The following is a 15,689-nucleotide window of genomic DNA, read 5'->3' as shown; positions in this document are numbered from 1 at the left end:
TCTCGGGTCGTGGTCGAGGAGTTGGCGCAGGCAGACGAGGCGGTCGCCGCCTGCGTCGACGCCGCCACCTGGGCCGTTGCGGAGCGCGACCTGATCACCGCGCTCGACGCCGCGCACCGCCTTCAACAACGCCTCGCCGCCGTCACCCTCGCCCTGGTCCGCGAGCTGGACGGCCGCGGCACGGCACGCGCTCAGGGCGCCTCCTGCACCGCGGTCTGGCTGCGCGAACGTCTGCGGCTGACCGTCCCCGCCGCACGCCGCCTGGTCGACCTCGCCAGCGCCGTGGAGACCGGCCACCCCGGCATCCGACAAGCGCTTGCCGATGGCACCATCACCCTGGACCAGGCCCGGGTCATCGCCGACACCATGGACACCGTCGACAGGTCGGCCGACGCCGAGACCGCCGACAGGGCGGTCGGTGTCCTGGTCGGTTGGGCTGGGCAGTTCGACCCCTCTCACCTGCGCAAGCTCGGCACCCGCATCCTCGACCACGTCGCCCCCGACCTGGCCGACGCCGCCGCCCGCGCCGCCCTGGAGGCCGAAGCCGCCCGCGCCGCCCGCGACCGGCACCTCACCCTCTCCGAGCAGACCGACGGACGCCTCCGACTCAGCGGCACCCTCGACGCCGAGGCCGCCGGCCTGCTGCGGGCCGCCATCGACCCACTGACCGCCCCGTCCGGGCCGGACGACTCCCGATCCCCCGGTCAACGACGCCACGACGCCCTCGCCGACGTGTGCCGACTCGCCCTGCGGGCAGGTGAGCTGCCCGACAGCGGTGGCGACGCCGCCCAGGTCGTCGTCACCACCAGCTACGACGGGCTGACCCAGCAGTTGTCCACCGGCGCGCTCGACGTCGGGCTCACCCTCACCCCGGGCACGGTGCGCCGACTCGCCTGCGACGCCACCATCCTGCCCGCCGTCCTCGGCGGCACCGGCCAGGTCCTCGACGCGGGCCGATAACGCCGACTCATCACCGGACCGCTCCGCCGCGCCCTGGTGCTGCGCGATCGCGGCTGCGCCTTCCCCGGCTGCGACCGCCCACCCCGCTGGTGCGCCGCCCACCACATCCACCACTGGGCCGACGGCGGCCCGACAAACCTCGACAACGCCGTTCTGCTCTGCGGCCACCACCACCGACAGTTCCATCAGGGCGACTGGGTCGTCCGGCTCGGCAACGACGGGCACCCCGAGTTCGTCCCACCCGCCTGGCTCGACCCCGAGCAACTCCCCCGCCGCAACCACTACCACCGACGAACATAGGAGCAGCCCAGGCCGAGCACCTGACGTCGAGCCGGTACGCCAGACGGACGCTGGGACAGCCGAGGCGCGGAAGCGGCCGGCACCCATCACGCGGCCGGGCCGAACAGAGGCCCACCCCGAACAGGTCCCGTGCCGGCCGCGCCGGCGGACAGCCCAGTCAGGCCCGATTGGCCTTGCCGGGCCCGCTCGCAGCGGAGCCAGCTACGTCGCGGGCACCGCGCTGCCCTCGGTGCGACCGGCTGACAGCAGCCCGCGATGGCGGTGGAGCGCGGTACCGGATGTCGTGGACGACACCGGTGGTTCCTGGGCGACGACCGCCGTGCCCCACCCCGTGGCCGCAGCCCCGCGCGGCGGCTTGACCTCAAGCTCGGGTGAGGTCCTAACCTGCCGTATCGGAGGTAACGAATGAGCATGGAAGTTACCGCGTGGATGTCTCTGCACCACGCGATGAACGCGCAGGACGAGCGACCGCTGTCCCGCGCGACCCTGAAGCGGATCGCGCGGTTCGCCCGGCCACACCGCGCCCTGATCATCAGATTCCTGTTGTTGAGTGTGGTGACGGCGGTTCTCACCGTGGCGGCGCCCGTTCTCGCCGGCCGGGTGGTCGATGCGATCGTCGACGGCGCCGACGGCGGTGTGGTGATCCGGTTGGCGGTGTTGATCGCCGTGATCGCGCTCGCCGAGGCGGGGCTGGGTCTGGTGACGCGGTTCCTCTCCGCGAGCATCGGTGAGGGGTTGATCGTCCAGTTGCGGACGGCCGTCTTCGACCACGTTCAGCGCATGCCTGTGGCGTTCTTCACCCGGACCCGCACCGGTGCGCTGGTCAGCAGGCTTAACAACGACGTCATCGGCGCGCAGCGGGCCTTCAGCGACACCCTGTCGAGTGTGGTCGGCAACGCCGTCACGCTGGCGCTGACGTTGGCCGTGATGCTCACCTTCTCCTGGCAGATCACGCTGCTGGCGCTCGTCCTGCTGCCTATCTTCGTCCTCCCGGCCCGGCGGATGGGCTCGCGGCTCGCCCAGTTGCAGCGGGAGGCTGCCGAGCACAACGCGGCCATGAGCACCCGGATGACCGAGCGGTTCTCCGCGCCCGGCGCCACGCTGGTCAAGCTGTACGGGCGGCCGGCCGAAGAGTCCGCCGAGTTCGCGGCACGGGCACGCCGGGTCCGGGACATCGGCATCCGCGCCGCGATGCTCCAGTGGGTCTTCATCACAGCGCTGACCGTGGTCGGCTCGCTGGCGTTGGCCCTGGTCTACGGGCTGGGTGGCATCTACGCCCTACGGGGCAGCCTGGACGCCGGGACGGTGGTGGCCCTCGCGCTGCTCCTCTCGCGGCTCTACGCACCGTTGACCTCGCTGGCCAGTGCTCGAGTCGAGGTGATGAGCGCGCTGGTGAGCTTCGAGCGGGTGTTCGAGGTTCTCGACCTCAAGCCGCTGATCCTCGACAGGGCCGACGCCCGACCCCTGCCGGAAGGGCCGGTAGCTGTCGAGTTCGACGGGGTCCGGTTCGGCTACCCGTCGGCGGACAAGGTCTCACTCGCGTCTCTCGAGGACGTGGCGAAGCTCGACACCCGCGGCGGCGAGGAGGTGCTGCACGGGGTGTCGTTCCGCGCCGAAGCGGGGCAGATGGTCGCGCTCGTCGGGTCCTCCGGGGCGGGCAAGTCGACGATCGCGCAGCTCGTGCCGAGGCTCTACGACGTCGAGGACGGCGCGGTGAAACTCGCCGACGTCGACGTCCGCGAACTGTCCGCCGAGTCGATCCGGACGGCGTTGGGTGTGGTGACCCAGGACGGGCACCTCTTCCACGAGAGCATCCGCGCCAACCTGGCATTCGCCCGGCCGGACGCGACCGAGGACGAGATGTGGGAGATGCTCCGGCGGGCGCGACTCGACGACCTGATCCGTTCACTCCCCGACGGGCTGAACACCGTGGTCGGTGAGCGCGGATACCGCCTGTCCGGCGGTGAACGGCAACGGCTCACCATCGCGCGACTGCTGCTGGCCCGTCCGCGCGTGGTCATCCTCGACGAGGCCACCGCGCATCTCGACTCCACCTCGGAGGCGGCGGTGCAGGAGGCCCTCGCCGAGGCCCTGACCGGCCGTACGAGCGTGGTCATCGCGCACCGGCTCTCCACCATCCGGGCGGCCGACCAGATCCTCGTCGTGGAAGACGGTCGGATCGTCGAGCGCGGGCGTCACGGTGACCTGCTCGCGGCCGGCGGTCGCTACCACGAGCTGTACCGCACCCAGTTCGCCCAGGAGCAGCCGACAGACCACGACCAGCCGACGGTCCAGGAGCAACGCGTCGGCATCTGACGGTCCTCGCGTACCTCGGACGAACGCGTGGTCGGCCCGTCCGAGAGGACGGTACGACCACCGCGTCATGGGGGTACCTGCGGACGTGGCACCGCCGCCCGTCCCGGAAGGCACCCGGGTGGGCGGCGGTGGCCGGTCAGTCGTCGTCGTTGTCGTCGTCGTCCTTGTCGTCGTCCTTGTCGTCGGCGTCGTCGTCGTGGTCGACCGGCTCCTGCTCGGCCTTGACCACCGAACCGTTGTCCCGGTCGACGTCCACCTCGTGCTCGGTCTCGCCGGCGACGATCTCAATGCTCCAGACCGGCCGGCCGTTCTCCTGCTCGGCTTCGACCTCGACGATCTGACCGCCACCAGCCTTGGCGAGCGCGATCTCACCGGCGCGCTTCTCGTCGACCGCGCTGCCCGCCGGCGCGCTGCCGGTCGACGGCGTGCCGGACGGCGTGCTGGCCGACGGCGTACCCGATGGGGTGTCGGCCGACGGCGAACCGGTGGTCTCCGGTGCGACGGTGGCGGTCGGCGGCGCGACGGTCGCCGCGGCGAGTGACGTGCCGCCGGTGCGCGAGTCGTTCGCGGCGTTGACGCCGATCGCGACCCCGGCCACCGCCAGTACCGCCGACCCGCCGACCGATGCCAGAAGCAGGTTCGTGCGCTTCATCGTGGTGTCCACCTTTCCTCGGTTGTCGACTCCGAGGATCGGTCAGATCGGGATAGCACCGCGCTGTCCGAACGCTAAGGCCGGGTTAAGCCGACGATCCTGCGCCACCCCCTCGGGACCGCGCGTCGGCCTGAACCGGTCAGAGCGCCATCCGCATGAAGACATTCGCGCGGGCGTACGGCGCGAGCGGGATCTGTTCCGGACCGACGTGCTCGAAGCCAGCAGCTTCGTAGAGGTGCACGGCGTTCGCAAGCTTGGTGTTGCTGCCCAGGAACAGGGTGGTCGCGCCGAGCTGGCGGGCGCGCGCGATCGCCGCCTGGATGAGCTGGCGGCCGATGCCCCGGCCGCGGGCCGCCGGAGTGACCGCCATCTTCGACAGTTCGAAGACGTCCGCCGAGCTGCGGACTACCGCGGCACAGCCGACGATCTCCCGGCCGTCCCGGACGATCAGCACGTCGCCACCCGGGTCGACGATGGACGTGAACGGGTCGTCGAGCGTCTTGTGGTCGGACTCCTCGATGGTGAAGAAATGGGAGATCCATTCTTCGTTCAGCGTCCGGAAGGCCGCGGCCTCCTCGGCGGTCGTCATGGACGTCACGGTCAGCGTGCTCGGATTCATGGTCCGATTCTCTGGCCCCCGCCAACCGAACGTCCAATATCTTGTTCCGAGCCATTCGTATCCTTGGCGTATGGATCCTGAACTGCGCCATCTGCGGTACTTCGTCGCCGTCGCCGAGGAGCTGCACTTCGGTCGGGCCGCGGCGCGGCTGCGGATGGCCCAGCCGCCGCTGTCACAGCAGATCCGCCAGCTCGAGGCGATGATCGGTACGCCGCTGTTCGCCCGTACCTCCCGGTCGGTGGCGCTGACGCCGGCAGGTGAGGCGTACCTGATCCGATGTCGGCGGGTGCTGGCCGCCGTCGCCGACGACGTGCACGAGGCGAGCCGCATCGGGCGCGGGGAGCAGGGGCGCTTCGACATCGGCTTCGTCAGCTCGGCGATCCAGCTCGGGCTGGCCGGGCCGATCCGTCGGTTCCGGGAGCGTCATCCGGCCGTCCACCTACGTCTGCACGAGGCGTTCACGGCGCAGATCGTCGACCGGCTGTTGACCGGCGAGATCGATGTCGGCGTGGTCCGGGATCCGGACGACCACGACGACCTGGTCGGCACCACGTTCGCCACCGAGACCTTCGTGGCCGTCCTGCCGGCCGACCACCCGCGCGCGGGAGACCCCAGCATCGACGCCGCGCTGCTGCGGGACGACCTGTTCGTCTTCTTCCCTCGGACGGCCGGCGAGCGGGCCTACCAGCGCAACCTTCGACCGTGCCTGGACGCCGGCTACACACCGCGCGTCGTCCAGGTCGCCAGCAGTTGGAACACTCTGGCGCACCTGGTCGCAGCCGGCCTCGGGGTCACGATCGCGCCGGCGAGCGTCTCCGCAGTGGTGCCCCCGCCGGTGGCGGTAGTGCCGTTGACCGGCACCGGGGCCACCACGAAGATGCGGATCCTGCGCCGCCGGGATGACGACCGGATCACCTCGACTGGCTTCGGAGCTGCGGGGCAGGCGCCCTGACCTCGTCGGCGCACGAGCGGGCTCGACCACACGGCGCCGCATCCGCGGCACGGGAGCGGCGGGTCCACAGGTACCCGGCTAACCGCGCCGGTTGAGTTCCGCTTCCAACCGCTGGACGAGCGTCTTGCGGTCCTTGCTGGCACGCTCGTTGCGCAACGCGGTCTTGAGCTGTCGGGTCTCGAGGCCGCGGACCAGTTTGGCCGCCTCCGCGACCGACATCTCCGTCATCCGGCCGGCCGTTGTGGCGTCCCGACGCGCCCGTTTGGCCGGTCCGGTGTTGGAGACGTACTGCTTGCCCGTTCGAGAGGCTTCGCGCTTCTTCGTGTCGGTCGCCTGCTTCTGGCTCTCCGACATCTCGTCCCAGGCCTTCTTGGGCAGGTAGCGACTCGTCGTGCCGTCCTTGCGGGCACGGGTGTCGCCCTCCTTCGTCTGCCACTTCTCGTTGCCCCAGCGCTGGAGCGCCTTCTGTCGTTCGTCCTTTTGGCCCAGGAATCCGCCGCCGCGCCGCTTGTACTCCTGAGTGACCAGCTGCGACTTGCGCGCCGACCACTGCCCCGGCTTGCCGCCCTTGTCGGAGGCCTGGATCTCTTCCTTGATCTGCTCTCTGAGCTCGGGTTTCGTATACCGCGCCATGACTGGCAGCTACCCGGCACCGCCGGGCCTATGCGTCCGGTGGCGACGTCGGCGGGCCGAGCCGGAGCAGCACCTGCGCGCCGCCGTGTGGGCCGGCCCGCAACTCCAGTCGACCGCCGGCGGCCTGCGCGGCGCGCCGGGCGATGTCCAGGCCGAGGCCGGTGGACCCGGCCGCGCTGGCGCCCCGCCGGATCGCCCCGGCGGGCATGCCCGGCCCCTCGTCGGCGACGGTGAGGACCACCTCGCCCTCGCCCGCCTCGCCCGCCGCACGGGCGAGCCGCACGGCGAACGGCGTTCCGTCGGGGGTGTGCGCGAAGACGTTGCCGAGTAGGGCGTCCACGGCCGCCGTCAGACTGTCGGCGGCCACACCGACGGGAAGAGGGCCGGGCGTCAGGTCGAGGGTGACGGCGCGGCCGGTGTCCTCGGCCAGCACCGACCAGAACGCGACCCGGTCGGCGACGATCGCCGACGCGTCCGAGGAGGCCGCTCGCGTCGGTGCGTGCCGCCACCGGGCCTGCCGGATCAGCCCGGTGACCGCGCGTTCGAGCCCGTCGGCGGCGGCGGTGATCCGGGCGGCGCCGTCCGGGTCACGCAACGACTCCGCCTCCAGCCGCAACGCGGTCAGCGGCGTACGCAGCTGGTGGGACAGGTCGGCGACCTGTTCGCGTTCCTGCACCAGGAGCACCTGGATGCGGGTGGCGAGGTGGTTGAGCGCGCCGGCCACCTCGCGCAGTTCGGGCGGGCCGGCCGGCGTGACGCGGGCGTCCAACTCGGCGTTGGCCAGCCGGTGTGAGACGGCCGAGAGGTCGCTGATCGGCCGGACCAGGGTGCGCGCCAGCCGGTCGGCGACCAGCAGCCCGATCAGCACGAGGATCATGCCGAGCAGCGCCAGCACCAGCCAGGCCCGGGTGACCCCGGCGGTCAGCTCGTGCTGCGGCACCGCGATCCGGATCACCCCGGTGCCGTCCGCCCGGCCCTGCACGGCGATGACCACCTCCCGGCCGGCCGCCGACTCACCGGTGAGGCTCTGTCCGCGCGCGGCGAGGGCCACCGCTGGCGTACGCGGTGTCTGGGCGCCGAGCACCGTGCCGTCGGGCAGGAAGACGCTCACCGGTCGACCTGACTCCGCGGCGAGTTGCTCGACGGTGAGCCGGATGGTCGCCGCGTCGGCGGTGCCGACCACCGGCACCAGGCTCTGCGCGTCGGCGGTGGCCCGCACGGTGGCCCGGTCCTCGGCGACGGTGCGCACCAGCAACGCCAACGGCACCAGGAACGCGATGAGGGTGAGGACGCTGACCGCGGCGACCAGCAGCGTGAGACGCGCCCTCACGGCTGCGCCGCCGGGGCTTCCAGACGCACCCCGACACCACGCACCGTGTGCAGGTAGCGAGGCTGTTGGGCGTTCTCCCCCAACTTGCGACGCAGCCAGGACAGGTGCACGTCGACGGTCTTGTCGGCGCCGCCGTACGGGATCTGCCACACCTCCGTGAGCAGCTCACGTTTGGTGACCACCTGGCCCGGCCGGCCGGCGAGATGGTGCAGCAGATCGAACTCACGGGGCGTCAGCTCGACCGCGACCCCGTCCAGGGTCACCTGCCGCGCCCGGGGGTCGACGCGGAGCCCACCGACGACGAGCGCCGGCACCTGCCCGTCGGAGCCGGAGGGGCCCCGCCGCAGCACCGCCCGGACGCGGGCGTCGAGCTGCGCCGCGGTGAACGGTTTGACCACGTAGTCGTCGGCACCCGCGTCGAGCACCCGGACGATCTCGGTCTCGTCGTCGCGCGCGGTGGCCACGATGACCGGCACCGGGCTGACCGCGCGCAACATCCGCAGCAGCTCGCGTCCGTCCAGGTCGGGCAGGCCCAGGTCGAGCACGACGAGGTCGGGTCGGTCCTCCAGCGCGTCGCGGAGCCCGGCCATCGCGGTCGAGGCCGCCGCGACCGCGTGGCCGCGTTCGCGCAGGGCCCGGATCAGCGGGGTACGGATCGTCAGGTCGTCCTCGATGAGCAACAGGCGGGCCACAGCTGGCAGGCTAACCGCTGCCGCCGTCGGTACGGCGTACGTTAACCACGCCTTAGCGTTGGGATGTGCGAACGACAAGGACGGATCGGGGATAGTCAGGGGATGGGCCGTCGTTCGATCCTCGTCGCCACCGGGTGGGTGGCCACCGCCGCCATCGCCACCCTGATCGGCCTGGGCGCGATCCGGTTGGTGGGCGAGAGCCTCACCGGCACCCCGGGTGGGGTTCGCAGCGAGGCCGATATCGAGCGGGCGCTCGCCTCGCCGGAGCCGGTCCCCACGCCCGGGCCGGGCACTGCCCCGGCCACGCCGGGAACGACGAGCACTGCGCCGGGCACGACGGGCACCGCGCCGAGCGCCAGCTCGGGGGCCCGGCGGGGGTTCGCCACCGACGGCGGTACCGCGGTCGCCGAGTGCGGCGTCGGCGGCGTACGCCTCGTATCCTGGGCGCCCGCGCAGGGCTACCGGGTCCGCGACGTGGACCGGGGTCCGGACGACGACGTCGAGGTCACGTTCCAGGGGGCGACCCGGGAGTACGAGTTGAAGGTGCGCTGCATCGGCTCGGAGCCGGTGTCAGTCGCCGACGACTGACAACCCGCGGGCGATCGAGGTGAACCTCGGACGGTTCACCGGCTCCGCAGGGCGTCCACCAACCTCCGCAGTGTCACGCGAGCATTATCGAGATCGTTAAGGCTGAGGCCGGCTCGGTCCACGGCATCGCGGCGGTCAGCGTCCGAGCGCTTCACGAGTGCGGCGAGCGTGACACGCCCCGCTTCCGTGAGTGCCACAAGTGGCGCGCGGCGGTGATCGGGGTTGTCGTGCAACTCCACCATCCCGGCGTGGGCCAGGTCGTCAACCACCCGCTGCACGCTCTGCCGAGCGAGGCCGAGTCTGCGTGCCGCACTCGCGGCGGTGCGGGAGCCGTCGGAGAGCACGCTCATCACGTGCCATCGGGCGGCGGTCTGTCCCTCTTCCCGGGCGAGATCTTCGCTTGAGCGCCGGGACTCGCCTGCCAGTTCGTACACGTCGGCCATCAGCAGACGGTAGGCGTCGACCCCATCCTGCTTGCGTTCTTCCACCGGCTGAACCTTACCGAAGATTGACACCCTACTACTGCAATGACAGCATCCTGTCATGATTCTTCGACTGTGGAGCGGATGGACGAAGCCCGCTCTCGCTGACGCTTACGAGCGGTTGTTGACGCAGGACATCGCGCCCGCGATCCTCGACCGGGGCGTGGCTGGGCTACAGGAGCTTCGGGTTCTGCGCCGCTCCCAGCAGGAACTGGATCCCGCCAAGGGCAGCGAATTTCTCACCGCGATGACTTTCACCGACTTCGCTGCGGTGGCGGCCTTCACCGGCGGCGAGCCGGCAACCTCCGTTGTCCCGCCCGCTGCCCGAGATCTGCTCGAACGCTTCGATCGGCAGTCCCGGCACTATCTCAGCCGAGCGGTGTTCCGCGATGGTGACAGCAGACCCACAGTCGGATGAGTAGCGCTCCGCCTCACTCACCCATCGGCTGCTCGCGGTCCGCGTTGCGGCCGAGGGCGACCATGCGCAGGGTCTCCTCCCGGCGTCGCACGAGCAACGCCCCGGCCAGGAAGGTCACCGGCGCGACCAGCACCAGCATCGTCCACTGCGCCGGCACCAGGGGAATGGCGTGCCCCATGTTCATCGTCGAGGTGACCCACCCGGCCAGGGCTCTGTCGATCACCAGGTCGAGGGTCACCACGGGCAGGAGCATGACGACTATCCGCCGGCGTACCTCCGGAGTGAGCGTGGCCACCGCGATCACCATGGCCGACGCGGCGGCCGCCAGGCCCGCGACGTAGAGCCAGAGAACCACCTCACTGCTCGCCTCAAGGCCGTAGAAGACCTGGTAGGACACCCCATCGACGAAACTGTACGTGGGACTGCCCACCCGGTTCGCCACCAAAAGCGCGACCATCGCGGTCGGCGCGAGCACCAGTGCCAGCAGTCGGCGTACGCCCAGCAGCGCAATCGCCCGACGCCGCGGTGCCGGCACGGTGAGCGCGGCGGCACCCACCACGGCGAGGGCGAGCTGCGGCAGCATGTCCACCACGTACGTCGGGTTGCCGCTGGTCTGCGGGGCGACGAGCGCTGCCCAGCCGAGCACGCCGGCCCAGGCCAGGCCGGCGGCGAGCCAACGCCACCCGACCAGCACCGCGGCGCAGACGCCCGCCCAGCCCACGACGCGCAGCCAGTCGACGAGATCCGGGCCTCTCGGCGCGAACCCGGACGGCAGGCCCGGCGCGTGAACGAGCTGATCGAGCAGCGTCTTGCTGGCGAACGCCAGCAGGACGACTCCCACCAGCAGGCCGGTCACCGTCGCCGCGGCGGCCCAGCTCGGCTCGGTGAACCCCCGTGCGCCCACCCGCAGCCGCGCCCGCAGGCCGGCGCCGACCAGATTCCGCACGTCGGCGGCGTCAGGGCGCCGCTGACCCGGTCGCGCACCGGCGAGGAGCACCGCCAGCATCTCGTCCTCGTACACCCGACGGTGTTCCCAGGGATAGACGGCCAGCAGTCGCCGATAACCGTGTTCCAGCTCGTCGCCGCTCACGCCGCACCCCCGTCGGTCAGGAGGCCGCCGCGGCGCAACCGCACCCGAGCGGCGTCCGCGTTGTGTCGCAGGCGGGCCGCCTCTTCGCTGAGCCGCCGGGCGCCCAACGCGGTCAGGCGGTAGTAGCGGCGCAGCCGGGACTGCACCACCTCCTCGCGCTCGACCTCGATGAGGCCGTCGGCGCGGAGTCGGTCGAGGACGGCGTAGAGGGTGCCGGCGCGCAGGCGCACCCGGCCGTCGGAGATGCGCAGCACGTCCTCGATGACGGCATAGCCGTGCATGGGCGTCTCCGCCAGCGCGGTGAGCACCAGGAACGTCGGTTCCCGCAACGGAGCCTCAGCCATGCCAGGAAGCATATACCGACAGTCGGTATATACAAGCAGATGAAAGGGACGTGGCCGGCACGGATATCCGTGCCGGCCACGTCATCGGTGGTGGTTCAGCTGGCGTAGGCCTCCAGCTCCCAGAGCGAGTGGCCATACCCGGTGCCCCGGGCGGTGCCAAGGATCCGCAGGTAGCGGCCGTTGGCACCGAGGGCGGTGTGCTCGTCCACGCCGCCGTCGGCCCCGGTCACCGTCTTCACTGTGGTCCAGGTGGTGCCGTCGTTCGACGTCTGGATCTGGTACGCGCTGCTGTACGCCGCCTCCCAGCTCAGCTTGACCCGACCGATCGCGGTGGGGCTGCCGAGGTCGACGCGGATCCACTGCGGATCGGAGAACGTGCTCGACCAGCGGGTGGTGAGGCTGCCGTCGACCGCCTGGGCGCCGGCCACGTCGGCCCCCTCGTTGCTGGACGTCGACGTCGGCTTGTTCAGCAGCAGGTTGCCGCCGGTCGGGGTTCCGGTACCGCCGTACACCTCGAACTCGAACAGCGAGTAGCCCCAGGCGGTCCCCCGGGTGGTGCCGAGGAGCCGGATGTACCGGCCGGAGCCGCTGAGTCCGGTCAGGTCGTCCACCCCGCCGTCGCCGCCGGTCACGGTACGGATGGTGGTGAAGTTGACCCCGTCCGGCGAGGTCTGGATCTGGTAGCCACTGCCGTACGCCGCCTCCCAGGTCAGCTTGACCCGGTTGATGGCGTACGTGGCGCCGAGGTCCACGTCGATCCACTGTGGGTCCCCGAAGGCGCTGCCCCACCGGGTTCCGGCGACGCCGTCGAACGCGTTGGCCGCGGTGAACGCGCCCTCGAAGCTGGACGCGCGCGCCGGCTTGCCCCGGGCCAGGTTGGCGCCCGGCTCGGGATCCGGGTCCGGGTCCGGGTCAGGTCCGGGACCGCCGGGGCTGGTGGAGAGGGTGAACTCGTCGATGTCGAAGTACGGGCCGGTGCCCTTGAAGACCAGGAACAGGGTCCGGGTGCCGGTCGGGGCGGTGACCCCACCGGTGACCGTGGCGAAGTTGGCGTACCCGCCGGTGGAGGTGACGGTGGCCGAACCCACCAACGGCCCGGTCGGCGAGTCGACCCGCAACTCCAACGTGCCGCCGCCACCGGCCGGTGCGCCGACCCGGGCACTGAACGACTGGACACCGGTCAGGTTGTACGGGCGGAACGAGATCCAGTCGTTGTTGTCGACGTAGCCGACCGCCGCGCCGCCGTTGCCCGCTGCCCCGGCGACGATCTGGATGCCGGACGAGTCACCGAAGTGCTCGGCCTGGCGTACCCGAGGTTGCAGGACGGCCTGGGTGTGCGTGGTCAGCGCCGGCTGGCCGCCTCCACCCAGGTCGGTGTACTCGGCGTCGATGATGCCGAAGATGTTCGCGGCCGTGTCGTGCTCGCCGTCCTTCGAGGTCTGGATGACCCCGGTGCAGCCCTGCACGCTGCCGAGCTGGTGGCCGTGCGAGTCGTGGCCGAGGACGTAGTTCACCTTCACCCGGGCGCAGTTGATCGCGCCGTCCTGGGCGTCGGTGACGGTGACGGAGAACGGCACGGCGTCCCCGAAGCTGAAGGTCTGCCCGTTCAACGGGGTGTTGACGGTGACCACCGGGGCGCTGTTGCCGACAGTGACGACCACGCTCGCGGTGGCCGTCTTTCCGGTGGTGTCCCGGACCGTCAGCGTCGGGCTGCGGGTCCCGTTCGTGGTGTAGGTGAAGCTCGGGTTCGCCGCGGTCGAGTCGGTGGTGCCGTTGTTGTCGAAGTCCCAGGCGTAGGTGAACGGGTCACCGTCCGGGTCGAGCGTGCCGGCCGAGGAGAAGGCCACGGTCAGCGGCGCGGTGCCACTGGTCGGGGTGGCCGAGACCTTGGCGACGGGGGCTCTGCCCTCGCGGGCGTACTCGATGCGGTAGAGCGCCGAGTTGGCGTCGCCGTTGAACCAGCCGGTGCCGTAGTCGAGCACGTAGAGCGCGCCGTCCGGGCCGAACTCCATGTCCATGACCTGGGTGCCGGTCCACGGGAACGGGTTGATCTTCAACGGTTGGCCGGACGCGTCGAGCTTGATGTTCTTGATCCAGCGACGACCGAACTCACCGGCGAAGTAGGTCCCGTCGTAGTACTCGGGGAACGCCACGGGCGAGGTGTTGTTGCGGTCGTACCGGTAGACCGGCCCGCCCATCGGCGAGAGGCCACCGCCGGTGAACTCCGGCGGCGAGCCGGAGCCGCCGTACGGCAACCAGGCCGGAACGGCCGGCGGCAGCTGGGTGATGCCGGTGTTGTTGGGCGAGTTGTTCACCGGCCCACCGGCGCAGTTGAACTTCGCCCCGGACGGCCCGGACGGGAAGGTGTAGTCGTTGTAGGCGTCGTTGCGGGCGGTGCAGTACGGCCAGCCGTAGAAGCCGGGCCGGTCGATCCGGGCGAACTCGACGTTGCCCGCCGGCCCCCGGTTCGGGTCCGCGGTGCCCGCGTCGGGGCCGTAGTCACCGAGGTAGACGATGCCGGTGGCCTTGTCCACGCTCATCCGGAACGGGTTGCGGAAGCCCATCGCGTAGACCTCCGGGCGGGTTCGCGCGGTGCCCGGGGCGAACATGTTGCCGGCCGGGATGGTGTAGCCGCCGGCCGCGCTCGGCTTGATCCGCAGCACCTTGCCGCGCAGGTCGTTGCTGTTCGCCGAGGTGCGCTGCGCGTCGAACGCCGGGTTGCGGCCCGCCCGCTCGTCGATCGGGGTGAAGCCGGCCGAGTCGAACGGGTTGGTGTCGTCACCGGTGGACAGGTACAGGTTGCCGGCCGCGTCGAAGTCCATGTCGCCGCCGACGTGGCAGCACATGCCCCGGCTGGTCGGCACGTTGAGGATCAACGTCTCGCTGGCCAGGTTGATGGTGTTGTCCGCGTTCACCGTGAGCCGGGCCAGCCGGTTGACACCCTCCCAGACGGCGAATTCGGCCGGGGTGCCGGTGGCCGGCGCGCCGCCACCGGGGGTGCTCAGTGGTGGGGCGTAGTAGGCGTACACCCAGCGGTTGGTGGCGAAGTTCGGGTCGGCCTTGATGCCCTGCAAACCCTCCTCGTCGCCGGTGTAGACCGGCAGGGTGGCGGCAATCTTGGTGTTTCCGGCGGCGTCGGTGTGCCGGATCACGCCGTTGCGGGAGGTGTGCAGCACGCCCCGGTCGGGCAGGACGGTGAGGCTCATCGGCTCGCCGGTCTCGGCCGCGCCCTTGGCCAGCTCCACCTGCTGGAAGCTGCTGGTGACGGTGGGGCCGCAGTCGGCGTCGACCTCCCCCGCCGCGGTCCGGATGCCGCCGAGCAGGTGCTGGCGGAAGTTCGCCTCGCTGTACGAGGCGTCGGTGTGGCCCAGGCCGGTGTACCAGGCTCGGCCGCCGGAGTAGTTCTGGCACCAGGAGATCGGGTGGTCGGCACCCATGCTGCCGCCGGTGTAGGTGGTCTCGTCCAGGGTGGCCAGCACGTGCGCGTTGCCCCGGGGGTTGGTCCGGTAGTTGTACAGCTCGTCGAACCGGCTCCACCGCTGCGGCAGCCCTGCGGTGGACGGGTGCACCTGGTCGGCGACCTTGACCGTGACGGTCTGCTCGGCCGGGTGCGAGGCGAAGTACGCCCCGACCAGTCCCCCGTACCAGGGCCAGTCGTATTCGGTGTCGGAGGCGGAGTGCACGCCGACGTACCCACCGCCGCCGGTGATGTAGCGCTCGAACGCGGCCTGCTGGGCGGCGTTGAGAACGTCGCCGGTGGTGGAGAGCCAGATCACCGCGGCGAACCGGTCCAGGTTGGCGTCGGTGAACTGGGCGGCGTCCTCGGTGGCCTCGACGGTGAAGCCGTTTGCCGCACCGAGTTGCTGGATCGCGGCGATGCCCGGGGTGATGGATCCGTGCCGGAACCCGGCGGTCTTGCTGAAGACCAGCACGGTGAACGGTGCGGCACTGGCAGTGGGTGGCGAGGCGACGATGCCGCCCGCCACGAGGATCGCGCTCAGCGCGAGGCCGAGCCACGATCTCAGGGATCTGCGCACAGTGGGGTCCTTTCGCGGTGCGGGGGACGGCGTGCGCCGATCACGCCAGGCGGTGGTGGGACGAGACATGTGAATGCATCGTTGCGGTCGGATCACGGGCGCGTCAAGCACTCTCCCAGCATCCGTGAGAGCGTTATCTCCGCAGGTCAGGCACGACCGTGTGAGGTGAGATCGAATAACGGTTTTCGGGCCACGATCCACCGGCGGAGGACTCCGGTGCCAACGCCTGCGCCTGAGTCGCCGTCATCGGCGATTAGGCAAGGCTGGCCTATGCAA

At 71.1% G+C, this 15,689-nt stretch carries 13 protein-coding genes and 1 pseudogene; 5 read left to right on the top strand and 9 right to left on the bottom strand.

Annotated features, from left to right (window positions below; genetic code table 11):
• Positions 1–9: 9 nt before the first annotated feature.
• Positions 10–1,260, top strand: a pseudogene (locus tag AB0877_RS15705) (DUF222 domain-containing protein).
• A gap of 405 nt (positions 1,261–1,665) precedes the next feature.
• Positions 1,666–3,576, top strand: a complete 1,911-nt coding sequence (locus AB0877_RS15700; RefSeq protein WP_366609322.1) for an ABC transporter ATP-binding protein — start codon at positions 1,666–1,668, stop codon at positions 3,574–3,576.
• 136 nt (positions 3,577–3,712) lie between these two features.
• Here the strand turns inward: AB0877_RS15700 and AB0877_RS15695 are convergent, their stop codons facing one another.
• Both AB0877_RS15695 and AB0877_RS15690 read right to left on the bottom strand, forming a co-directional pair.
• On the bottom strand, positions 3,713–4,228 hold the full coding sequence (locus tag AB0877_RS15695) for a PepSY domain-containing protein (RefSeq protein WP_366609320.1): 516 nt from the start codon (positions 4,226–4,228) through the stop codon (positions 3,713–3,715).
• Positions 4,229–4,367: 139 nt separating this feature from the next.
• Entirely contained in the window at positions 4,368–4,817 is a 450-nt protein-coding gene (locus AB0877_RS15690; protein WP_366609319.1) for a GNAT family N-acetyltransferase, read from the bottom strand.
• A gap of 100 nt (positions 4,818–4,917) precedes the next feature.
• On the opposite strand from AB0877_RS15690, the gene AB0877_RS15685 reads away from it, so the two are divergent.
• Positions 4,918–5,799, top strand: coding sequence for a LysR substrate-binding domain-containing protein (locus tag AB0877_RS15685; protein WP_366609317.1), 882 nt, complete (start codon positions 4,918–4,920; stop codon positions 5,797–5,799).
• A gap of 78 nt (positions 5,800–5,877) precedes the next feature.
• Here AB0877_RS15685 and AB0877_RS15680 read toward each other — a convergent pair whose 3' ends face one another.
• From AB0877_RS15680 to AB0877_RS15670, 3 genes are read right to left on the bottom strand one after another with little or no spacing between them, the layout of a single operon-like run.
• On the bottom strand, positions 5,878–6,432 hold the full coding sequence (locus AB0877_RS15680; protein WP_366609316.1) for a DUF5872 domain-containing protein: 555 nt from the start codon (positions 6,430–6,432) through the stop codon (positions 5,878–5,880).
• Between the two features lie 28 nt (positions 6,433–6,460).
• Positions 6,461–7,762 (bottom strand): HAMP domain-containing sensor histidine kinase, encoded by a 1,302-nt coding sequence (locus tag AB0877_RS15675; RefSeq protein ID WP_366609315.1) that lies wholly within the window; start codon positions 7,760–7,762, stop codon positions 6,461–6,463.
• A complete protein-coding gene (locus AB0877_RS15670; protein ID WP_366609314.1) occupies positions 7,759–8,454 on the bottom strand; it encodes a response regulator transcription factor in 696 nt (231 codons plus the stop codon). Before AB0877_RS15670 ends, AB0877_RS15675 begins: the two co-directional genes overlap by 4 nt.
• A gap of 102 nt (positions 8,455–8,556) precedes the next feature.
• Between AB0877_RS15670 and AB0877_RS15665 the strand changes: the two genes are divergently transcribed.
• Complete coding sequence (locus AB0877_RS15665; protein ID WP_366609312.1) at positions 8,557–9,042, top strand: septum formation initiator; 486 nt, start codon at positions 8,557–8,559, stop codon at positions 9,040–9,042.
• A 35-nt stretch (positions 9,043–9,077) separates the two neighbouring features.
• On the opposite strand, the gene AB0877_RS15660 is transcribed toward AB0877_RS15665, so the two are convergent.
• Complete coding sequence (locus AB0877_RS15660) at positions 9,078–9,530, bottom strand: MarR family winged helix-turn-helix transcriptional regulator (RefSeq protein WP_366609311.1); 453 nt, start codon at positions 9,528–9,530, stop codon at positions 9,078–9,080.
• A gap of 55 nt (positions 9,531–9,585) precedes the next feature.
• Here AB0877_RS15660 and AB0877_RS15655 point away from each other — a divergent pair, with 55 nt between their 5' ends.
• On the top strand, positions 9,586–9,942 hold the full coding sequence (locus tag AB0877_RS15655) for a hypothetical protein (RefSeq protein WP_366609309.1): 357 nt from the start codon (positions 9,586–9,588) through the stop codon (positions 9,940–9,942).
• A 13-nt stretch (positions 9,943–9,955) separates the two neighbouring features.
• Here AB0877_RS15655 and AB0877_RS15650 read toward each other — a convergent pair whose 3' ends face one another.
• From AB0877_RS15650 to AB0877_RS15640, 3 genes are all read right to left on the bottom strand, one after another.
• Positions 9,956–11,032, bottom strand: coding sequence for a hypothetical protein (locus AB0877_RS15650; protein WP_366609307.1), 1,077 nt, complete (start codon positions 11,030–11,032; stop codon positions 9,956–9,958).
• Positions 11,029–11,376, bottom strand: coding sequence for a PadR family transcriptional regulator (locus AB0877_RS15645; RefSeq protein ID WP_366609305.1), 348 nt, complete (start codon positions 11,374–11,376; stop codon positions 11,029–11,031). Before AB0877_RS15645 ends, AB0877_RS15650 begins: the two co-directional genes overlap by 4 nt.
• A gap of 95 nt (positions 11,377–11,471) precedes the next feature.
• Complete coding sequence (locus AB0877_RS15640; RefSeq protein ID WP_366609303.1) at positions 11,472–15,413, bottom strand: ThuA domain-containing protein; 3,942 nt, start codon at positions 15,411–15,413, stop codon at positions 11,472–11,474.
• Between the last annotated feature and the right edge of the window lie 276 nt (positions 15,414–15,689).

Source organism: Micromonospora sp. NPDC047644 (assembly GCF_040704315.1).
Classification (GTDB): Bacteria; Actinomycetota; Actinomycetes; order Mycobacteriales; family Micromonosporaceae; genus Micromonospora.
Note: the sequence above shows the minus strand (reverse complement) of the source record. Positions and strands in the feature narration are given on the sequence as shown.